Raw genomic sequence first — 20,039 nt, forward strand, 5'->3', positions numbered from 1 at the left:
TAAGTCCCCTCGGTAGTGACCGTCAGAATGTCCGAGATAAGGGCGCTGATAGAGACATCTCCGGCGATAACCCCCTGGGTGTTGCCACGCTGGAATGGCTCGGCGATGGTGACGATCAAACTGCCGTTAGAGACATCGGCGTAGGGCGCAGTGATGACCAGTTTACCGGCGGCAACTGCATCCTTGTACCAGGTGCGTTGACGGGGGTCATAATCGGCTGGCAGGCCGGAGGGGGTACTCTCGAGCATCTTGCCGTCAGCAGTACCGGCATAGACCCCCTCAAAGCCACCGGCATTCATGGCTTGGGCCAGATGGCTGATGGGTTCATCTTCTTTGGTGAATGCTTCCTTGGTGGTACTGACCATGCTGATGCGGGCATCGACCCAGTTGGAGATACCCTTGACGTTGGCCATGGAGCTTTCGTCAATGATGCTCCAGACCAGTCTCTGGGTTTCAGTGCGCAGTTGTGAGGTGTTGTACCAGACTTGCAGGCCGGTGATCACCAGGATGATGATCCCGATAGCCAAGACCAGCTTGTTTTTAATGGATAAGTTCATAGTGACATCCCTGTGAGCGTTAGTCTGAGTGTAGGAAAAAATTTAATTATTGTGGAATTTTAGTGGGTTATTGACTAAATCCGAAATTTTCAGCGAATCCGGGGAGCTGATCCTCTGACTCAACCAACCTAGAGAGTCAGATGGGTAAGTCCCAACAGGAGATCCCCTGTCAGGCGACAAGTGAACTGAGCGGAGCTGTACAGATCTAGTTATCACCTGACACCGGCCTCAAACCGGTGTCTTGTTTACGCTACTTTAGTGCGCACTTCCTTCGGTATCAATTTCAGACCCTTTTTGAACATGCTGTAGGGAGTCTGTCCTTCCATCATCCTGCCCTGATGTGGCCGCTGGATGTTGTAGTGCTCCAGGTAGCTATCCAGGTCTGTCTGCATCTGCTCTACCGACTCATACCAGGTTGTCCTCCCCTTGATACGGAAGTGTTCATCCAGCAGGGTACGATGTAGCCGCTCGATAAAGCCGTTGCTCTGCGGTCTGCGTACCTTGGTGGTCCGGTGCTCAATCCCCTCCAGTTGCAGGAACAGCTCGTAGGGATGATGGTCAGGGCGCCCACAGAACTCGCGCCCGTTGTTCGACAAGATGGTATAGACCCGAGCCTCATGGGCTTCGAAGAACGGCAGGACCGTTTCGTTGAGCACATGAACCGAGGTCACCGGCAGCTTGCTGGTGTAGAGCCGTCCCCAGGCGTGGCGGCTGTAGCAGTCCAGCACGGTTTGCAGATACACCTTGCCAACCCCTTTGAGCGCGCCGACGAAGAAGGTGTCGACCGCCACCAGTTCCCCGGTGTAGTGAACCTCAATTTGGCGTTCGCGAAACTCGGGGCTGAAGCGCTCGAGCAGGCGGATCTGCTCGTCATTGAGCTCAATCGTCTGTTCCCTATGGGTTTTCTCGAGGCGCAACAAGCGGTCATGCTTGGAGAGCAAGTCGTGACGTTGCCACACGCCACGCACACCGCCCGCACTGACGTTGATGCCTTGCAGAGCCTGTTCTTGCGCGACCCGCAGCGGGCCATGGGTTGGTCTGGTGAGAGAGTAATCGAGGATGGCTTGCTCAATCTCGGGAGCGACCCGGTTGGGATGAGCGCCTTTACAGCCGGGGAGTTTGTCGAGCAAGCCCTCGGCGCCATAGGTCTGGTAGTTACGGCGAATCTCGTAGAACTGCTGGCGGCTGTAGCCGATGAGCTTGCAGGCTTTTCTGACGTTATTGAGCTCTTTGGCGAGCTCTAGGGAAGGTGCTAACAAGTCACTTGGCACAAAAACACACCATTCTAAATTATTGATATTAAATGGCTAAACTTTTTAGTTTTGGCACATAGGGTACTTATTCGCACCTTCCCAAGACAAATAGTAGGAAGAGTAGTTCGGCATAAATAGGTAGTATGGACATCAGTGTTGTGTCCAAATAGCAGATTAATAATGAGTATTACACTTATGCATTGTGTTTGATGGCCACAGTTAATAAAAAAACCGCTCACCATAAGGGGGAGCGGTTCGGCTGGTACGATAGGCCTAATTATTTTAGGTTTTCAAATTGGCCGTTTGTCATGTCAATCTGGATATTCAGGTCTGGTACCGGATCATAGATAATCCCTTCACCGACGGTACCTAGTAGGCCATAAATTGGCGCCAGCATTTTATCGCCAAGGAGGTTGCTGAGATCCTTGCTAGGGTCCCACTCTTGGGAAAGCGTCAAAGTCTTAAGTTTGGTGACTTCGTCTGCCAATTCCTGTTTGCTAACATTATGTTTTTGGCCATATTCACGAGCCCAGTTTAAAACAAAGCGCATTTTATCATCGATTTGTTCTGAGTTCTCTTCATCACCATGGTAATGGGCTTTGAGCACCGCACCGATCAACTGGCTGAGGGTTGTCTTATACAGCTCATTCCAGGTAAGCCCTGAATCAGCTAACACATCTGCTTCAAACAGGGGTTGCCATTCCGAATCTTGACAGATAAATTTTTGGCAATTCTCACGCTTATAGACATCCAGCATGGTTTTGGCCACAGGTTTTTTTGTTAGTGAATTGTCAAGGATCTCCAGCAATGGTCCATCAATATCAACACCGAGTGCCGCGAAAATATTTTGGCTCAAACCATCGACCAAACCAACTAAATTTGCATCAGGAACTGATTCCATAACCGTTGTGTTGTCAACATCTGTGGTTATCAATTTGTTTTTAATATCGACCAATACCGAGCGATAAGGTGCGGGATAGCTCACTGAGGCACCTGTTTGAATATCATAGATCCAACTACCATCCTCATATTGACGTTTGGTAATATCATTAGCGTGGAAGTGACCAGTAAACACAATGTTCACACCTGCTTGCGCCAAGATTTTTGATATATACTCACTGGTGCTGGTATAGAGGGTTTTGCTCTTCTTACCAGTGTATGTGTTGGTAAATTCTTCTATATAGGTGGGTACATCGATACTATCATGAAATGAGGTTTTTTCACCATCGATGACATAACCAGGGATTAAAGCACTCTTGCTAGGGAAATGTTCAATAACACCAGCATGGTTCATTGCCAGCAATATCTTTCCTTGATCTTTGGCTTCCTGTGCCTGCTGTTTAATCCACTCCAGAGTGCTCAAACGCTCAGGCGTCAGCAGAGATCCGCCAGTTTTACTATAATCCGGACTATTAGCTTGCCAGTGCTGTTGCACATCTTTGATGGAGGAGGTAATGGAGTCTATTGCGAGGATTCGCACGCCCTCTGTTGGTTCGGCAACAAAGGAGAAAGAGTTAGGGTCTCGGGCAATGGCTTCATTAAAACCAAAATCTTGGTAGAAATTATCCCAGTTCTCCATAAACATAGGTTCGCCAGTGGTGTTAGTCATATGCGGCGCCATGCTGCCAGGGACAACATTCTGCTCATTTCCTTCCAGATAGACAGCTCCTTTGGCGGTCAGGGTTTGGGTCAGGGATTCTTTATAACCATAGGGGTTATTCATATCGTGGTTACCCGGCACCACATAGACTTTGATTCCTTGTTCTCTAGCACGCTGCAAGCTTGTACGTACTTTTTTATGGTTAATTCGTTCCCCATCCTTGGTCAAATCACCTGGTACTAAAATAACGTTGGTACCGTTTTTAATCATTTCTTGAATTGCATGATCAAGTAATTCTTGACTTTGCAAAAACGCCTTGCGGTCGCTACTAATAGCGGCTTGAAACATCTCGCCATTAATATCATCCCCCATACTACCATCATATAGATGTGTATCGGTAACAATCGAAATCTTTAATGTTTGAACATTTTCGCTGTCAATATATTGGTCAGTTTGACTGTGATTGTCATTACAGCCTGCTAATAAAATGGAGCTAACTACAACACTCAATGCTAGTTTTTTAAAATGCAACATAATTACTCATTGATGATTAATTTTGGTTTGGTGAGTGCGAGAATAAGACTGCAATCTTAAGTTTTTATTACACAGTGGAGTAGCGTGTTTATAACTGCCGATAAATATGAGTTACATTCAGCTCACAGTCAGCTTTGTAATTAGCGACGATGGAAAAAGTAACAATATTGGGAAGGCGGCGTATTCTGCTTGCAGATGGTCCCTCCCGTATTGCTTTCTGGCATGACCATAAAGCATCCGACACAGGCAGTTAACTCTCTGGCCCTCGAGCAGACCGACGAGTTCATAAATAAGCTGCCAGGCCGTATTACTGAGTTGGAGGATCGCTTCAACCAGCACAGCGGCAATTCTTCCGAGCCCCCTCCAGTGTCAGGACTGAAACTGCTCCGCCTGTTCGTGGTTTCTTACTATCCGCCTGTTGATTGCCCCTGCTGGGGTTGCAAGGAGTTGTCTCATGGTAAGCTTTAGCGGAGTGCATTAGGTGTTTGATACGCCCCAGCTTGCGCCGCCGCAGAGGGTTGAGCAAGGTGGGCAACACCTCGGCATCATGGACATTTTCCAACGAGACTTCCGCCGTCACGATATCGTGGGTCACCGGGTCTACTGCCAGATGCAACTTGCGCCAGACTCTCCACCATGTTTTCTGATCTTCTACTCGCCTTCACCAAACACCTTCAACCCGGTTGAGTCGATAACCAAGACGGTAATGCGGCTTGTCGATAAGCCACCGTCACCGTGCGTGCTAGCCTGCTGACATAGCTATACCCGTTGTGAACAGTGGCACATTCATCAGCTCTAACAGGGAGTCGTATAGTCCCTGAGTAGCCCGCATAGTGAGGTTGAAAATCCCCTTAACCATCAGGAAAGTGACGATGATCTGATCGGTGTAGAACTGGCTACGCCCGTAGTCCATGATTCTCTTGGACTGTTCTGTCAATTCGGATATGATTTGTCGCGGCTGACCAGCCAGACTTTCGCACGAGTCAAAATGGTTACTACTCTCAAGCCACATGATCTCAACCTCAAATCCTCACCTTGGATGGATTAAACGTGCGATGTATACCCCAGGGTAGGACTAGGAGATTGGATCATGACCATCAAAGCGTTCGTCCACACAACCCAACTTGAGCTCAAAGATGTACTAGGCATCTCCCTCAAACGTAGTCATATCTACGAGATGATTGCTGCGGCCTATGGCTACAGTACTTACGCGTCATTGCAAGCTGATGCGATTCTGCTCAGTAATACGAAATGGCAGGTTGCGTTGGATGTAAGTGCAATTGAGGCTAGAGCTAATATTCTGGGTATTAGTATTCCTGAGCTTATCGCTCAGAAGTTGGCCACATCGTTAGTGCAGGCGGGTATTATAAGCCTACGCGTAAAAGAGATTTTGAGGAATCGCCTAAACGACGATTACATTACTCAGCTTTATATTAAGAGTAATCAAATTCCTCCTAATTCGACTACTGCTAGCCGCTTTAGCTCCTCAGACCATTATGCTGGGGAATTAATGAGTATGTTTAAACAGAATGAATTTAACTCGCCATTAGTACACCAGGGGTTGGTCCAGTTAAGTGCATTTGCAGACCGAAATGCTTCATCGTTCCCACAATACGAGCTTCATCAAGAGTTTTATAAACTGGCTGGTGAGTTTAATGATACAGATGTAGGCGGATTAGTTGATAATGATAGAGAACGATACTCGCTTTGGCTCCAGCACTTGAAAAAATCAGCTATGAGATTTGACATAGAGGCTATAGAGTTATTGTCAACCTATCGGCTTGATGTTTCTTTATATGCAAATGAATTAAAAGACTACACGTATCATGAAAATGTAGCAGTCAAATGCGAAGATGCTGGGTATATGCAACATGCATATTACTGGTGGATTAGAGCTGCATTACAAGGGTCTATTAACGCAATGCACAAGTTGATTAGCAACTATGAAAAGGAAGACTTATATCGTTGTTGGATATGGGTACTTCTTGCAGAGAGTATTGGGTATGATCTCCTAAATGAGGTCGATACATCCACAACTTATGATATGCATGCGGGTAGTGACAAGCATACATTCACTATCCAAGGGCAGACTTTTCCTGCGCTGACATTACCAGCTCTAGAGATGGTCTTGCATCACAAGGCTCAGCGAGTCGTAGATAAGCTATGTCAAGAACATTTTGATGATGGAATCGTATTTGAAGATCACGGCTCATATGACTAAGGCGGAATTAACTAGAAAAGATATTTTTTATCTTTTGTGTTGAGTTTTTATTTGTAATCGACAGCTGTCGACAGTGTGAGAGGCGTGTTAAAACGTGAAAATAATCATTGCCTCTCACGCACTACATTTAGATCTTGCTGAGTTAGGTGTGCTAATTACTTTAATAAAAGATAATTCACTCAAAAGATGAGTGTTGACACACTATATTCTAGTAATTTCTTATTGTAAGTGCAATTTTCTTCCTTTAAGGAAAGCTAGCTCGAAGGAATTAAAAATCTGGATTATCTTCGCTGCGAAGCAGCGGAATGTTGAAATTCTTAAATTTTTTAATTGTTCTCAATAATAGTAAATGGACAGTTTTTCGATTTTTTCAAGTGGGGTAAATGAAAAAAGTTCGAAAAAAGATGAGGTTGGTTATTTTTGAAGCGTTCTTAAGGGGGGGTTAGCCTATCAGCTACCTCGCTCTAGGTGCACACCCCATGTTGGATTCGTCCTACAAGTACTATTACTGCCTGAGCCCCTAAAGCTGTCGACAGCACCTCTGCTGGCCGTTTACCACCTAAGCCCCAAGCTGGGCGATGTAACCATGACAATGCTCTGGCGGTATTGTTTCTGTGGAGGAAGAGAACAGCTTCGAGTGCCTGTACAACGCCGTATACCCTGGCACCCTGCGAGATTGATAGGGGAGCCTCAATCCTCAGCTTGCGAGCAACAGTGCTCCGGCTAATGCCTGCTAAGCGGCATATCAAACCTGAGTCTGTGTTCATCAATTCAGCTAGTCGATGAATGATGCCAGGAGCTACGCCAGCTACGATCCAGAGATGTGCACTCAGTGGATCTTGAGGGATGTTGAGAGTCGTCATAAGGGTGTGGGCTGAACTAGCCTGCGTACTGGGTTGATAAACTGAAAGTGACATATTTTACTGTTCCAGTATTGACAATGATTTGTTCTCATCATCGTACTCCATGTTCAGATTTTCTGACAGTTACCTCACTGGTTATAATTGTTGATGTTGCTGATATGGAGGGCACCCGCCCCCTCCATTAGCAAATGAACGAACTGAATCATGTTCATGGCCTATACCTAGAAATATGGCCTCATTCAGCAAATCCATTTCAAGAAAGTAAAGGCTTTATATTCAAGCTACAGCATTTCTTTAAGCCAAAAAATTTGCTCTGCATTTAGTTGGTTTTGGTCACCCAAATCTTTCATTTCTTGTACGAAAGTAGAGAGTTCATCTTTTATATTCTTCTTTATACATCTCCTAACATAGCTTTCATATAAGCTATTAACAGATGGAGGGAAATTCGTTTCCTGTTGCACCTTTATAGCTGCATTAGAATTGGTTGCACTCCTTAACTTTTCTCTTGTAGCTTGGCTGATATTGTTGTCAATATAGTAATTCATCAACGTTTCGAGGCTGTGTCCAGTGATCTTAGATAAATCTTGAATAGGCACTCCGCTTTCTAGTGCTTTTTTGGCAAAAGTATGTCTGGCATCATATAGTCGGCCTATCTTAGGAAAATTAAACTCTTTTTTAACTGCCTGCCAAGTTTTCTGATAAAGGCTCGAAGTTACATGGGGGGCCTTTGCGTCGCGACAACAAGGAAACATTAACTCACCCTCTCGATCACTCAAGCTTTTTAGAATTTTGTATTTCGCTACATAATTCCAGTATGAGTCTGACTCAATAGCAACAATGCGTGCAGCCTTGTTTTTACTAATGTGCTCAGGAATACGTATGGTTCTATCATTAATATTAAAATTGTTGCTTGTGTTTCTATATATTTCAGAGTTTCTTGCCCCGCATAGGAACATGGTTGCAACTATGATCTTGGAATCCCCACCACCTGGAGTGTCTTCATTAAAAATAAATTCCACTACTTCATTTGTGGGGTCAGTATATGTTGTGACAGGCCTCTTAGGGTTTCTTGGGAACAGAAAAATATGCCTATCAATTTTATTCTTTGGTAAATAGGTGCACGTAACACACATATTAAACAAGCTGTTTAATAAGGAATAGTATTTCCTCATTGTTTCTGATGTTATTGGCGTTTCTTTGTTCTGCCAATACTTTTTGAATATTACTGGATGATCTTCATTAAATTCAGATAGCTTTAGGTCTAACCATGGTTCAAAGGCAGATGAGATTTCCCTTATTGTTTTGTCGGTAACAGGGCTTAATGAATTTCTCTTGTTTGATTTATTTTCACGGTCGTTTTTATAATGCTCTAAAAGATATGTTCTCAATGTAAAAGACTGATATTTCCACTTTTCTGGATTAATCTTTTCAGCATCACTAACTAATCTCTTAAACTCTTCCTTAGCCTGTGTAACGCTAAAAAAACCTTTTTGGTAATGTCCACTTTTAGTGCGAGGCGTCCAATTGCCAATTTTCTGCCTCCGATTTTTATCGTAAACAATATAGAATGTCTTAACACTGTTTCCGATTCTTAGTTTTAATCTTGGTTTGTTCTTTTCATTATATTTTTCATCGTCAGAACTATAGTGCGTTAATTCAACACATTTATTTTTATCATTAATAAATGGAAGACTATCTATGTACTGGTCTTTAAAGGTAAATGAGAATTTCCCTTTAATTATGGCCGCAGGGTGACCCTGGAGCAGCGTCTTAAGATCGAACTCTTCTTTGCGTATGGATGTAGCCGGATTTTTGGGAGCCATTGGGTACCACCGAAAAATGTTCTATTGAGACATTATAGCGGCAAAATAGCGCAAAAGTAGAGTTGAGTGGCGTGAATAGCTCTTAAATAGCGCAAAACAGGCATCGATTGCGCCGCTCACAAAACAAGCAGCTCGGTTGTTTATGAATGCTTTTTGAGCTATAAAGCTATGTTTTTAAAGGAAATATTTATAATTCCTAATATTTAAAAAATCTTATAACGGCCTGTTTAGATAGATTTTTAAGCAATAAAGATCCCTTAGGAGGGGACCGCTCTATCCTGCTGAGCTACGGGAGCTGTGTGGCGGGCATTATACAAGAAGCAACTCCCTTTTAAACCCTTGATTCTTATTCCAATACTGCCAAATCCCCGTTCTGGATGTTAAACGGCGAATATTTGTTCTGGCTGCTGATGATGGCGCCATCGTCGAACACCTGCACCACTTCGAACAGGCCGTCGGCCGGGTTGCGCATCATGCGCGATTTGCCGTAGGGGTCGATAAAGTCGGCGTTGTGCTGGATGCGGAACTGGTCGCCAAGCTTGACGCCGTTGCGTCGTCCCAGATTGATGTAGGGGCCGCGTTCGTTCTGGCCGACCACTCTTGCGGTGACCGGGGCACAGGTGAGCTGGGCTACCAGATCCTGAGCCGCCTGTTGCAACTGGTAGTTGACCTCCTGGCCATAACTTGACTGCCAGAACTGGCCGCTGCTGCTGCCCACTTGCTCCCGCTTGCCAAAGGTCCAGGTGGCGCGCCCTTCGTAGACCTTGCGGTTGACCAGACTGCCGTTGATGCCATCGAACAGGTAGAGCTGCATGCGAAAGTTGCGTACGGGATCCTCATACCAGCTGGTCAGCTGGTTGCCCTGCGGCTCGATGGAGAGATCATCGATGCTGCCGAGCACCAGATACTGACTGTCGGTGCGCAGGCTGAGCGCCTTGATCTCTTCGAGGGCACTGCGATCCCCCTGTTGCAGATGCAGCGGATCGATGCGCAGGTTTTCATCCAGCCACTGGCGCACCGCGACCCCTTGCGGCGCGTTGGCGAGGGTTTCGAATAGCCGGCGCGAGAGGTTTTCCGGCATGTCGTCCATGGCGCCGTAGCTGGCTTGGTCCGGATAGCGCATCCGCAGCCTGACCAGTGTCAAATCCTTGGCGAAGTGCTGGGTCTGGCAGATCTGGCGCTCGGCCTGAATGTCGGCCACTAGCGTGATATACATGCGGCCGTTGCGCACCTCTTCCCGCTTGAGCCGGTACTGGCGAATGTCACCGCCGGAGCGGATCTGGATCTGCTCGGATCGCAGGCTGCCATTTTCCAGACGCTGGACGCTGGAAACAGCCGCGCCGCTGGCCAGCAGCGCCTGACGCAGGGCGTCGCGGGTCGCCTGCTCGCGGGCATAGACCTCATCGCCCCCCAGAATGGCGGCGCTGCCCTGCGCTTCGATAAGCTCGGCTCGGGCGCTCAGGCTGGCCAGCAGCAGGGTCAACAGCAGCGGTAATTTCATAGCAGATACCTTGAGTTGGCGGGCAGCCGCGCCATTTTGAGGAAATGGCACCTGCTGGCCGACATGGATCACAACACGTTCCAAGTGGCAGCGCACGTTGGCGCTGACGATGACCATTAAAAAGCAAGAATCATGCCTCATTCCCGGCTCAAGCTTTGTCCGGCGCGTCCGATAATAAGTCAGGTGCAGATACAGGAAAGGTATCCATGAACAAACTCATCACGGCGTTGGCGCTTGCCCTGGCATTGACCGGGTGTGGCTCCGACCCTATCAATCGGGATCAGGGTGACCCCCGCCAGGCGGCGCAGGGGATGGAACTCAACTGGCTGGTGGCGCGCATGACCGATCAGCTGATGGAGCGCAAATCGCTGACCACCCTGACCGAACCCATCGCAGTGGCCTCTTTCGTCGATCTCGATACCCTGCAGGATACCAACTGGATGGGGCAGCAGATTGAGGAGAGCTTTATCTACGAGCTCAATCGTCGCGGCGAGGTGGTGGTGGACTTCAAGCTGACCGGTAGCATCAAGGTGACGCCGCAGGGGGACTTCGTGCTGAGCCGCAACTATAAGGAGCTCTCTTCCCGTTTGCCGATCTCCCGCATTTTGGTCGGCACCTTCAGCCGCAACAGCAAGGGGATCCTGGTCAATGCCCGCGTTATCGACATGCGCACCAAGATGGTGGAGACCACGGCCCAGAGCCTGATCCCGCAAAAATATCTGTTCGGTGCCAACAACTCGTTTGGTCGGGCATCGATCAATCGCGGTTATCTGATGCGTGACAGTCAGGCCCGGCCGGGCGGTCATCTGGTCAACCTGACCCCGTGAGGAGCGAGTAATGAAGATCTTGTTTGGTTGCCTGTTGGCACTCTTGGTCACCGGTTGCAGCTACAACCGGGTGGTGGATTACACCCAGGGTAGGAAGCCCGATGATTTTCCGGTGCTCAAGGCGGTAGGCTATGCGGTGATCGACATCCAGCCCGGCCCCTCCCAGTCGGAGAAGATGCTGCAAGCCATTCGCGCTTCCAAGATGGATGCATATCGCGAGCTGGCCGAGCAGCTCAATGGTCAGCAGGTGCGCGGCCAGAGCAGCTATCGTGACCTGACCCAGACCTCCAACTCGCTGGATGTGTCGGTCGCCGGTGTGGTGCGTGGTGCCCGGGTGGTTGCCTCTTATCCGCGCGGCAATACCTATGCCACCGAGATGGAGCTCGATACCCGTGCCCTCTACAACATCAACCAGCTGATGGCCGGTCAGTTCTGAGTTGATGGGCTTGCCGTGAAAACCGGCATCAAAACAAAAGGCGAGCAGGGTGCTCGCCTTTTGTCGTTGTGGGCTGGTTAGCTCCCCATCAGCACCGGCGGCACTGCGGTGGGTTTCACATCCTCGCTCGGGTAGCAGCCCAGCACCTTGATATAGCGGGTGATCTTGGTCAGCTCCACCAGTGCGGCCTGCATCGCCGGGGTCTGCAGGTTGGCGGAGACATCAAGGTAGAACATCTCTTCCCACGGGTTGCCCTGCACCGGACGGGACTCCAGTTTGGTCATGTTGATCTCGTGGCTGCGCAGCACCAGCAGTGCCTCGACCAGCGAACCCGGCTTCTGGGAGGTGGACATGATGAGGGTGGTCTTGGCCGGGATCTGCGGCGCCACGTCGATGGGCTTTCGCGCCACCACGATGAAGCGGCTGTAGTTCTCTTTCTGGTTGGCGAGCTGCTCGGCCAGCACGTCCAGACCATACAGTTCACCACCGGCGGCGCTGCCGATGGCGGCGGCCTCCGGGCTTGCCAGTTCTTTCACCTTCATCATGGCGCTGGAGGAGGAGTCGCAGATCTCGTGGCGCGCCCCTTCCAATTTGCTCAGATAGTGGGAGCACTGCTGGAACACCTGCGGGTGGGCATAGAAGGTCTTGATACGGCCAAGCTCGGTCGGTACGGCAGTGAGGATGCAGTGCTCAATGGGGTAGGTGAGCTCGCCGACGATGGAGAGGCTGGTGTGCTGCATCACATCATAGACTTCGTTGATGGAGCCCGAGCTGGTGTTTTCGATGGGCAGCACGCCAAAGGCGGCGCGGCCCGACTCCACCGCATCCAGTACTTCACGGAAGTTCTGGCAGTTCACCTCGATCACCTGATCCTTGTAGCGCGCCAGATATTTGCGGGCGGCCAGGCTGGAGTAGGAACCGCGCGGCCCCAGATAGGCGACGCTGGTCATCGGCTCCTGTTGCTCCGGGTTGAGCAGGCTCTGCAGATAGGCCTGCTGGGAGAGCACAGAGTCTTCGATGATGGTGTGATAGATGCGAGTGATGTACTGGGCATCCAACCCAAGCACGCGCCCTTTCTGGATCAGGGCGACCAGCAGCTCCTGCTCCCGCTGGTGGTCACGAATGGGGCGCGGGTTGGCTTGCTTGGCACGGGCCACCTCGATGCTGAGGGTCTTGCGTTTCGCCAGCAGGGCAAGCAGCTCCTGATCCAACCGGGTGATGTCTTGTCTGATCTCGTCGAGCGTTGCCATGATTGTTCCCTATCAAAGTAATCGATTGATATTAATGCAAAAAAAAGCCTCCGCTAGGGGAGGCTCGATTCGTCTTTGCTTTCTGTTCACACGACGACAGGCCTTCCCTCAAGCGGGCCGGATAAACGAGAAAGCAAAGAAGAATGGTGCGTGCATAGGTGTGTCCTTGAAGTAACGTCATAACCATTAAGGGATTTGCCGGTCTGATGCAAGTAAAACTTGCCCGCGGGCGGGGATGGGGGCAGGGTATCCGGTTAAGAAAATGGCGTATGAGCGATGCTCTATTGACTCTGTTTTGATGACTGAAACCCAGTGGGGGAGGTAAAGACGATGGCGATTATTTTCGATCTGGGGCGGGTGGTGGTGAGCTGGGATCCGGTAGGCATAGTGCGTTCGGTGCGTGGCCCGCAAGGGGCCGAACAGTTGGCTGAGCAGCTCTTTAACCACCCGGATTGGCTGGAGGTAGACAGAGGCACCATGTCGCTCCACACCATGGCCCGGGAAGCGCAAGCGCGCACCGGCCTCTCGACGGCGGAGAATCTGGCCATTTTACAGGCAGTTCCCGCTTCCCTGCTGCCAGATCCCGCTATGCTAACCCTGATAGCCGAGCTGCACGGGGCGGGGCACACCCTGTATGCCCTCTCCAACATGGGTCATGCCAGCATCGACTGGTTGGAGCAGCATCAGGATTTCTGGCGCTTCTTCAGCGGCAAGGTGGTCTCGGCGCGGGTGCGGATGATGAAGCCGGAGCCGGATATCTACCGCTATCTGCTGGTGTCGTTCGATCTGAAACCGGCAGAGTGCATCTTCATCGATGACAGTCCCGCCAACATTGCGGCCGCCGAGGCCCTCGGTATCAGGGGGATCGTCTTTACCGACGCGGCGAGTTGTCGTCAGCAACTGGGTGAGCTGGGCTGTTTGCCCGCCACCGGCAAGGGGTGATGCCCCTCTAGGAGCACTATGGAGCATGGCCGGTTTCGCAATTGGCTCAGTCACTATCCCGAGGCGACCCTGATCATCGCCTGCAAGGATGGCAGCGGTTATCAGCTCTGTGTTGAGGCAGAAGGAGAGTGCCTCTGCCTGACCGACAGTGAGGGAGGGCGCCTGACCTTCACCTCGCTGGATCAGGCGCAGGGTTTCTTGCGAGCCCATCGGGTTCACCAAGCAAGATTACGAATTTATGACGCCCAAAATGAAGATTTAGCAGCAGAATCACAGGAAATAATCATCAAGTTTTAATTTTAACCAGACTCTTTAAGGGTCTATTCAGTTTGTTTGCCGCACAATACTGCACCTGTTCATCATCCGGAGCTGTTTAATGGGTGCCAATGTAGTTGTACTGAATCAGGGATATGATCACTCTTTTCAAGCCAGGGAACAGCTGCTGATTGAGCGACTGGCTAGTTTTGACGAGCTGGTTGTCTCTTTTTCGGGACGGTTGGAATCCTGCTACAGCATCGAGCTGTGCCGCGCTGCCGGTGTGAAAATCCACGCAATTACCCTCGATAATCCGACCCGCAGTCGCAGCGAAGTGGCCCGAGCCCGCCGTTATTGCCAGCGTTATGGCATCGATCACTGGGTCATCAAGAGTGACGAGATCGTCTTTTGCGATCGCCTGCCAAATATTGAAGGGCTGATCGACCCGGTTCGCCGCATTGGTGAGTATGTGCAGACTCGTCCGGAATGGGCTCATCTGCCGTTGCTGGTTCCGGCAGCGGTGGAGGAGCGTGATGATTATCTTGCCCAGTTCGGGTCTCTGCCTGCCAACTCAATCTGGTTTTTTGCCGACAACGGATTGATGCGCCGCGATTATCGTTACGGCTTCAACAAGCGTCAGCTCGGTCGTTGGGGCAAGGGGAGCAACGGTTGCCTCAGCAATCGCTTCACCAATCCACGGCAGCTTGAGCAGCGTTATCTGCGAATGGTGGATCAGGCCGAGCAGATGCTGGCCGACATGGGGCTGGACGAGGCACAGGTCTTTTTCCATACCCTGTGTGACTGCTCCACCACCCTGGCCCGGGTGCGTCTGCCCGAACACCAGCGTGCGCAGGCCTTTGATATGCAATCGGATATTTTGTCTGCCCTCAAGGGGAGCAAGTTCGATCTGGTGACCCTGGATATGGCACAGAAAGAGCGACACGATCTCGCCATCTAGCCTGCGGGCAAGCGATGCGGGTGCCAGAACGTGAGTGCCGTCATAGGCAAGGGGCGACGGGACTGTTTATACTGTCGCCCTTTCACCCGTTACCGAGCTTCGCCCAATGAAACCCTTCTCCCGTCTGCTGATTGCCCTGTGCCTCTCCCCCGTACTGGCGCAGGCTGCCCCTCTTTCTCAGGTGACGCTGCCCGATGGTCGGCAGGTTCAGCTCAACGACGACTTCACCTGGGAGTATCTGGTGGTCAAACCGGCCGAGTCCGTACAGGGCGTGGCTGCTGATGGGAAGGCCGGGGCCGTGGTGGCCGTCGCTGCTCCGGTGCTGACCGATCAGGCCAAGGCCAATCCGGAACTGCTTGCCCAGATGGCGCGTGACGGTGTGGTGGTCAAGCTGGACAAGATCGAGGGATCTGACCCGCTGGTGCTGACCTTTATGGTGAGCAATACCGGCACCCGCAATGTGGTCGGGGTGCGTGGCATGGTGACCCTGTTCAGTGCTGACGGAGTGCAGCTGAGCCGTCAGGAGGCCCGCTTCTGGGTTGCCGAGAACCGCCTGCCGGAAACCTATCTGCGCAAGGGGCAAGCCCGTCCGTCGCTGGCCCTCGAGATCCCCCGTCCTGCCGGATTGACCGGTCAGCCGCTGGTGCGTGTCGAAATTGACGAGGTGGTCTTCCGCTGATTTGGCGTTGTTCCGGCCCATGCAAACCGTGTGGGCCGGCAACTTGTTGCCGCTGACACCCCCTGCAATATCTGCTTACATCTGACATGGTTCTGCAACAGCTTGCAGCTCGGCAAGCCGGGAACCTGATCGCACAATGACTCCATACCAGCTCGCTAGCAACGGGCCCAATCACATGGAGTTATCATCATGAAAAAAGCAACTGTCTCTCTTCTGGTTCTGGCCGGGTTTGCCTCTACTTCCGTCCTGGCGCAGGATGCCTTCAGCTACGCCAAGGGCGCGGCTACCTGGGCGCACACCAAATCCGACTATCTGAACAACAACCCGCTGTTCCCACGTGATGCCAGCAATCAGGGCACTCGCGATTTTGGCGGTGTGACGCTGGATCTCTCCAAATCGTTCTCCAACAACTTCTACGGTCGTCTGCTCTCCGAGGGCACCTCTGCCCAGCACGGCAATGACAGCATGGGTATCGGCAGCCTGGGTATCGGTGTTTTCACCCCGCTTAGCACCGGCTTGAACCTCTACGGTGAAACCGGTCTGATGGGTTACACCATGGAGCGCGAGCAGGCGTATGACGTCAAGGGTTGGGATCTGGTGAGCCGCAAGAGCAGTGGCAGCATGTACGGTGAAGTGGGTCTGCGCTACGACATCGGCAATGTCGAGCTCTCCACTGCCTACCGCTACGCCAACATGACCGACGATATGCACGACTTCAAGGTGGGCGGTGCCTACAAGCTCAACCAGAATTGGGCGCTGACTGCCGATTACACCTATCGCAACTGGGATCTGCAAAAAGGTTCCATCTCCAGCCTGGGTGTGAAGTACAGCTTCTAATTCTCCTTCCCGTAGTCCGTAGTGTCTTGTTTTTTACCCATGGCGTTCGCCATGGGTTTTTTCTTTTTCCGGTGATCCTCTTTTTCTCCTTGTGTCGTATTGGTCGCAAATAGTTATACAACTTTCATTTTTTTGTATAACTGCTATAACTGAATCAATGCTTATACAAGGAGCGTCATCATGTACAAGATTAAAGTCGGTATCAGTGCCTGCCTGCTGGGACAAGAGGTACGTTTCGATGGGGGCCACAAGCGCTCCAGCTTCTGCCAACGGGATCTTGGCGCTCACTTTGACTATCACCCCGTCTGTCCCGAGATGGCCATTGGTCTCGGGGCGCCTCGCGCCGCCATCCGGCTGGTCAAGCGCAACGGCGAGATCCGCGCCGAGGCGAGCAACGGTAGCTTCGATGTCACCGAAAAGCTGATTGCCTTTAGCGAGCAGAAAGCGCGCCAGCTCGACTTTATCTCCGGTTATATCCTCTGTGCCAAATCACCCAGCTGCGGTATGGAGCGGGTCAAGGTCTATGGCGCCAACAACGAGGGGAGCGCCAAGGAGGGGATTGGCCTCTTTGCCAAGGCGTTGATGGAGGCCAACCCCCTGCTGCCGGTGGAAGAGGATGGCCGTCTGTGCGACCCCATCCTGCGGGAGAACTTCGTGCTGCGGGTCTTTGCTTACCACGACTGGCAGCAACTCTGCGCCCGCGGTATCACCGCCTCTGCGCTGATCCGCTTCCACTCCCGCTACAAGTATCTGGTGCTCTCCCACGCCACCACCCACTACCGGGCGCTTGGCAAGCTGCTCGGCAATCTGGGCAAGTCCGCCAACCTGCAGGAGGTGGCCGACAACTATATCAAGGGATTGATGACGGCGCTGACCCTGCGAGCCAACCGCCGCAGCCACACCAATGTGCTGATGCACCTGCAGGGCTATTTCAAGCGGGTGCTGACCCCGGCCCAGAAGCAGGAGCTTGCCGATACCATCGACAAGTACCGCACCGGCATATTCCCCTTGCTGGTGCCGCTCACCCTGATCCGTCACTACCTGCGCGAGTACCCCAATCCCTATCTCGCCGAGCAGGTTTATCTCAATCCGCACCCCGATACGCTCAAGTTGCGTTACGGGCTCTGAATCCGTGCTGTTGCCCCGGCGCATGGTTTGCGCCGGGGAGCCTTACCCCTCTGTTTGATGGACGTTGTCATGCCTGATTTATCGCAAGAAGTTGCTCCTCTCGCTGATGAGGGGATCTACCCCATTCGCGAGGTCTCCCGTCTCACCGGCGTCAACGCCGTGACCCTGCGCGCCTGGCAGCGCCGCTACGGGTTGGTACAACCGGCTCGCACCGAAAAGGGCCACCGCCTCTACAGCGAGCAGGATATTCGCCAGATCGGCGAGATCCTGAGCTGGCTGGAGCGGGGAGTGAGTATCGGGCAGGTGAAGGGGCTCTTGAGCGAACCCTATTCCGCGCCGGTGAGCGATCACTGGCAGCAAACTCTGGAGCAGTTCAGTCAGGCGTTGCTCGCCTTCAACCAGCGCAAGGCGGAGGCTGAGCTCAACGATCTGCTGGCGAGCTACCCGTTCGAGCTGGTGCGCAGCCGGATACTGCAACCGCTGGTGGAGCGGCTGCTGGGGCTGTGGCGTGAACGGCCCGATGGCGAGCTACTGCAACAGGTGTGGCTGGGCTGGCTCCATACCCGCTTCGCCCGCCACCTGATCGAGCAGGAGAAGGGCGTGCCGATCACGCTGGCGAGTTGGGGGCAAGTCGGCCCCCTCGATCTGGTCTGGGCCGCCTACGAGTTGATCGGTCAGGGTTATGAGGTGCAACTGCTAGGGGCGGTCGAGCCGCGCCATGCCAGCTTGCTTGAGGGGCGTGCTGTTACCCCCTGGCTGGTGCTGCTGGGGGCAGGGCTCGGTAAGCAGGAGCTGGCTACCGGCTGGCCCGCCGGCACGCGCCTGTTTGGTGAGCTGGGGCGCCTCTACGACGATGAGTGGCTTAAAGCCCACGGCTGGCAGGCGAGCCTTGCCGAGCTGATGGTGGACGCACCTGCTGCGGCTGGCGCCAGCGGACGCGGGAGGAAAAAATCATGAAGCTGGTCTGGTTGCGCAATGATCTGCGCCTTGCCGACAACCCTGCGCTACGCCATGCCTGCGCCGGTGATGAACCGGTCGCCGCGCTCTTTATCATCTCCCCCACCCAGTGGCGGCAGCATAAAATGGCACCCGTCCGTCAGCGCTTTATGTTGGCGCAGGTTGATGAGTTGGGGCGCGAGCTGGCGGCCCTCGGCATCCCGCTCCATCTGCTGCGAGTGGAGACCTTTGCCGAGGCGCCCGCAGCGTTGGCAGACCTCTGCCGCGAGCTGGGGGTGACCCAGCTCTATGCCAATCAGGCTATCGAGCTCGATGAGCAGCGCCGCGACCATGCCGTCAGCGCTGCGCTGGCAGAGCAGGGGGTGAGTTGTCACTGGCTCAACGGCTGTTGCGTATTGCCACCGGGGCGGGTGCTGACCGGCTCGGGGGAGATGTTCAAGGTGTTCACTCCCTTCAGCCGAGCCTGGCTCAAGGCCCTCGACGAGGATGGCTTTGTTATTCATCGCGCCCCAGCGCGCCGTGGCGAGCCCTTGCCTTGGCTACCGCTGGCCGAGCGGGACTTCGTCGATGCCGCCCTTGGCGAACTGACGGCAGATCCCCGCTGGCCAGTGGGGGAGGCGGAAGCTCTGCGCCGTTTGAACATTTTTTTGGAGCAGGCGGTGCTCGACTATGGCGAGACCCGGGATTTTCCTGCCATCGCGGGCACCTCTGTGCTTTCCCCCTATCTGGCGGCGGGCATCATCAGTCCTCGTCAGTGTGTGGCGGCGCTTCAGCAGCGGCTTGGCTATCGGCCCCAGTCCAAGGCCCAGCCCGGCTTTGTCTGGCTCAATGAGCTGGTCTGGCGCGAGTTCTATCGCCACCTGCTGGTGCTGATCCCGACTCTTTCCATGAATCTCCCCTTCAAGCCCGAGACGGCGGCCTTGCCGTGGAGCTGGGATCCGGATGCCTTCGCCGCCTGGTGCGAGGGACGGACCGGCTACCCCATCGTCGATGCGGCGATGCGCTGCCTCAACGCTACCGGCTGGATGCACAACCGGCTGCGGATGATAGTGGCGAGCTTTCTCACCAAGGATCTCCATATCCACTGGCGGCTCGGGGAGGATTACTTCATGAGTCGGCTCATCGATGGGGATCTGGCGGCCAACAATGGTGGCTGGCAGTGGGCTGCAGGCACCGGCGCCGACGCTGCGCCCTATTTTCGGGTCTTCAACCCCACCACTCAGGGGCAACGATTTGATCCACAAGGGGAGTTTATCCGTACCTGGGTAACTGAACTAGCCGATACTCCTGCCGCTTATGTGCATCAGCCCCACGACTGGCTGCGACTCAAGGGACGACAGGATTATCCGGCACCCATGGTGGATCACACCGTTGCCCGGGTGAGAGCCATCGAGATGTTTCGCTCTCTGGAGAAATAG

At 52.7% G+C, this 20,039-nt stretch carries 18 protein-coding genes, 1 pseudogene and 1 other annotated feature; of the genes and pseudogenes, 11 read left to right on the forward strand and 8 right to left on the reverse strand.

All coding sequences use genetic code 11. The annotated features are described in order from the left end of the window. The 4 genes and pseudogenes from AB5Y67_RS13800 to AB5Y67_RS13815 all read right to left on the reverse strand — a co-directional run. Window positions 1–557: cache domain-containing protein (locus AB5Y67_RS13800; protein ID WP_368207860.1), on the reverse strand; the 557-nt coding region annotated here is incomplete at its 3' end. Between the two features lie 245 nt (window positions 558–802). Beyond that, window positions 803–1,828 (reverse strand): IS481-like element ISAs19 family transposase, encoded by a 1,026-nt coding sequence (locus AB5Y67_RS13805; protein WP_201952287.1) that lies wholly within the window; start codon window positions 1,826–1,828, stop codon window positions 803–805. Between the two features lie 259 nt (window positions 1,829–2,087). Further along, window positions 2,088–3,944, reverse strand: coding sequence for a metallophosphoesterase (locus AB5Y67_RS13810; RefSeq protein WP_100654370.1), 1,857 nt, complete (start codon window positions 3,942–3,944; stop codon window positions 2,088–2,090). 487 nt (window positions 3,945–4,431) lie between these two features. Continuing rightward, a pseudogene (locus AB5Y67_RS13815) lies at window positions 4,432–4,848 on the reverse strand (transposase); the annotation flags it as partial. A 186-nt stretch (window positions 4,849–5,034) separates the two neighbouring features. Here AB5Y67_RS13815 and AB5Y67_RS13820 point away from each other — a divergent pair. Continuing rightward, entirely contained in the window at window positions 5,035–6,165 is a 1,131-nt protein-coding gene (locus AB5Y67_RS13820) for a hypothetical protein (protein ID WP_100654368.1), read from the forward strand. 464 nt (window positions 6,166–6,629) lie between these two features. Here the strand turns inward: AB5Y67_RS13820 and AB5Y67_RS13825 are convergent, their stop codons facing one another. The 3 genes from AB5Y67_RS13825 to AB5Y67_RS13835 all read right to left on the reverse strand — a co-directional run bounded on the left by AB5Y67_RS13825 (window position 6,630) and on the right by AB5Y67_RS13835 (window position 10,352). Further along, entirely contained in the window at window positions 6,630–7,082 is a 453-nt protein-coding gene (locus tag AB5Y67_RS13825) for an antitoxin Xre/MbcA/ParS toxin-binding domain-containing protein (RefSeq protein ID WP_139474000.1), read from the reverse strand. A 227-nt stretch (window positions 7,083–7,309) separates the two neighbouring features. Next, on the reverse strand, window positions 7,310–8,851 hold the full coding sequence (locus AB5Y67_RS13830) for a tyrosine-type recombinase/integrase (protein ID WP_139473999.1): 1,542 nt from the start codon (window positions 8,849–8,851) through the stop codon (window positions 7,310–7,312). A gap of 346 nt (window positions 8,852–9,197) precedes the next feature. Beyond that, entirely contained in the window at window positions 9,198–10,352 is a 1,155-nt protein-coding gene (locus AB5Y67_RS13835; RefSeq protein WP_019446850.1) for a flagellar assembly protein FlgT, read from the reverse strand. Window positions 10,353–10,558: 206 nt separating this feature from the next. On the opposite strand from AB5Y67_RS13835, the gene AB5Y67_RS13840 reads away from it, so the two are divergent. Together AB5Y67_RS13840 and AB5Y67_RS13845 are read left to right on the forward strand one after the other, a co-directional pair. Further along, window positions 10,559–11,179, forward strand: coding sequence for a FlgO family outer membrane protein (locus tag AB5Y67_RS13840; protein WP_005338718.1), 621 nt, complete (start codon window positions 10,559–10,561; stop codon window positions 11,177–11,179). Between the two features lie 10 nt (window positions 11,180–11,189). Continuing rightward, window positions 11,190–11,615 carry an LPP20 family lipoprotein gene (locus tag AB5Y67_RS13845; RefSeq protein WP_150390352.1) on the forward strand — a complete coding sequence of 142 codons (426 nt, stop codon included), beginning with the start codon at window positions 11,190–11,192 and terminating at the stop codon, window positions 11,613–11,615. A 77-nt stretch (window positions 11,616–11,692) separates the two neighbouring features. On the opposite strand, the gene pheA is transcribed toward AB5Y67_RS13845, so the two are convergent. Continuing rightward, the gene (gene pheA / locus AB5Y67_RS13850) at window positions 11,693–12,865 is read right to left on the reverse strand and encodes a prephenate dehydratase (RefSeq protein ID WP_005338715.1); all 1,173 of its coding nucleotides are present in this window, start codon (window positions 12,863–12,865) and stop codon (window positions 11,693–11,695) included. Between the two features lie 38 nt (window positions 12,866–12,903). Then, window positions 12,904–13,025: a sequence feature (Phe leader region), on the reverse strand. 170 nt (window positions 13,026–13,195) lie between these two features. On the opposite strand from pheA, the gene AB5Y67_RS13855 reads away from it, so the two are divergent. The 8 genes from AB5Y67_RS13855 to phrB all read left to right on the forward strand — a co-directional run bounded on the left by AB5Y67_RS13855 (window position 13,196) and on the right by phrB (window position 20,039). Then, a complete protein-coding gene (locus AB5Y67_RS13855; protein ID WP_005338702.1) occupies window positions 13,196–13,807 on the forward strand; it encodes an HAD family phosphatase in 612 nt (203 codons plus the stop codon). Between the two features lie 18 nt (window positions 13,808–13,825). After that, a complete protein-coding gene (locus AB5Y67_RS13860; RefSeq protein ID WP_005338699.1) occupies window positions 13,826–14,104 on the forward strand; it encodes a DUF6482 family protein in 279 nt (92 codons plus the stop codon). 79 nt (window positions 14,105–14,183) lie between these two features. Further along, on the forward strand, window positions 14,184–15,020 hold the full coding sequence (locus tag AB5Y67_RS13865) for a hypothetical protein (RefSeq protein ID WP_019445107.1): 837 nt from the start codon (window positions 14,184–14,186) through the stop codon (window positions 15,018–15,020). Between the two features lie 106 nt (window positions 15,021–15,126). Beyond that, window positions 15,127–15,699: a DUF3157 family protein gene (locus AB5Y67_RS13870; RefSeq protein WP_058057847.1), complete on the forward strand. Its 573-nt coding sequence runs from the start codon at window positions 15,127–15,129 to the stop codon at window positions 15,697–15,699. Between the two features lie 189 nt (window positions 15,700–15,888). After that, a complete protein-coding gene (locus tag AB5Y67_RS13875) occupies window positions 15,889–16,536 on the forward strand; it encodes a hypothetical protein (RefSeq protein ID WP_064338601.1) in 648 nt (215 codons plus the stop codon). Between the two features lie 180 nt (window positions 16,537–16,716). After that, window positions 16,717–17,664, forward strand: a complete 948-nt coding sequence (locus AB5Y67_RS13880; RefSeq protein WP_064338600.1) for a DUF523 and DUF1722 domain-containing protein — start codon at window positions 16,717–16,719, stop codon at window positions 17,662–17,664. A gap of 69 nt (window positions 17,665–17,733) precedes the next feature. After that, window positions 17,734–18,621 (forward strand): MerR family transcriptional regulator, encoded by an 888-nt coding sequence (locus AB5Y67_RS13885; protein WP_150390354.1) that lies wholly within the window; start codon window positions 17,734–17,736, stop codon window positions 18,619–18,621. Beyond that, on the forward strand, window positions 18,618–20,039 hold the full coding sequence (gene phrB, locus AB5Y67_RS13890) for a deoxyribodipyrimidine photo-lyase (RefSeq protein WP_064338598.1): 1,422 nt from the start codon (window positions 18,618–18,620) through the stop codon (window positions 20,037–20,039). The genes AB5Y67_RS13885 and phrB overlap by 4 nt, the downstream gene beginning before the upstream one ends.

It is taken from the genome of Aeromonas sp. s12, from assembly GCF_040907925.1.
Classification (GTDB): Bacteria; Pseudomonadota; Gammaproteobacteria; order Enterobacterales; family Aeromonadaceae; genus Aeromonas; species Aeromonas veronii.

Excerpts from the sequence above, each read along its gene's own strand:
- AB5Y67_RS13810 (WP_100654370.1), bottom strand. The coding sequence starts at position 3,944 with ATGTTGCATTTTAAAAAACTAGCATTGAGTGTTGTAGTTAGCTCCATT.
- AB5Y67_RS13820 (WP_100654368.1), top strand. The coding sequence starts at position 5,035 with ATGACCATCAAAGCGTTCGTCCACACAACCCAACTTGAGCTCAAAGAT.
- AB5Y67_RS13825 (WP_139474000.1), bottom strand. The coding sequence starts at position 7,082 with ATGTCACTTTCAGTTTATCAACCCAGTACGCAGGCTAGTTCAGCCCAC.
- AB5Y67_RS13830 (WP_139473999.1), bottom strand. The coding sequence starts at position 8,851 with ATGGCTCCCAAAAATCCGGCTACATCCATACGCAAAGAAGAGTTCGAT.
- AB5Y67_RS13835 (WP_019446850.1), bottom strand. The coding sequence starts at position 10,352 with ATGAAATTACCGCTGCTGTTGACCCTGCTGCTGGCCAGCCTGAGCGCC.
- AB5Y67_RS13840 (WP_005338718.1), top strand. The coding sequence starts at position 10,559 with ATGAACAAACTCATCACGGCGTTGGCGCTTGCCCTGGCATTGACCGGG.
- AB5Y67_RS13845 (WP_150390352.1), top strand. The coding sequence starts at position 11,190 with ATGAAGATCTTGTTTGGTTGCCTGTTGGCACTCTTGGTCACCGGTTGC.
- pheA (WP_005338715.1), bottom strand. The coding sequence starts at position 12,865 with ATGGCAACGCTCGACGAGATCAGACAAGACATCACCCGGTTGGATCAG.
- AB5Y67_RS13855 (WP_005338702.1), top strand. The coding sequence starts at position 13,196 with ATGGCGATTATTTTCGATCTGGGGCGGGTGGTGGTGAGCTGGGATCCG.
- AB5Y67_RS13860 (WP_005338699.1), top strand. The coding sequence starts at position 13,826 with ATGGAGCATGGCCGGTTTCGCAATTGGCTCAGTCACTATCCCGAGGCG.
- AB5Y67_RS13865 (WP_019445107.1), top strand. The coding sequence starts at position 14,184 with ATGGGTGCCAATGTAGTTGTACTGAATCAGGGATATGATCACTCTTTT.
- AB5Y67_RS13870 (WP_058057847.1), top strand. The coding sequence starts at position 15,127 with ATGAAACCCTTCTCCCGTCTGCTGATTGCCCTGTGCCTCTCCCCCGTA.
- AB5Y67_RS13875 (WP_064338601.1), top strand. The coding sequence starts at position 15,889 with ATGAAAAAAGCAACTGTCTCTCTTCTGGTTCTGGCCGGGTTTGCCTCT.
- AB5Y67_RS13880 (WP_064338600.1), top strand. The coding sequence starts at position 16,717 with ATGTACAAGATTAAAGTCGGTATCAGTGCCTGCCTGCTGGGACAAGAG.
- AB5Y67_RS13885 (WP_150390354.1), top strand. The coding sequence starts at position 17,734 with ATGCCTGATTTATCGCAAGAAGTTGCTCCTCTCGCTGATGAGGGGATC.
- phrB (WP_064338598.1), top strand. The coding sequence starts at position 18,618 with ATGAAGCTGGTCTGGTTGCGCAATGATCTGCGCCTTGCCGACAACCCT.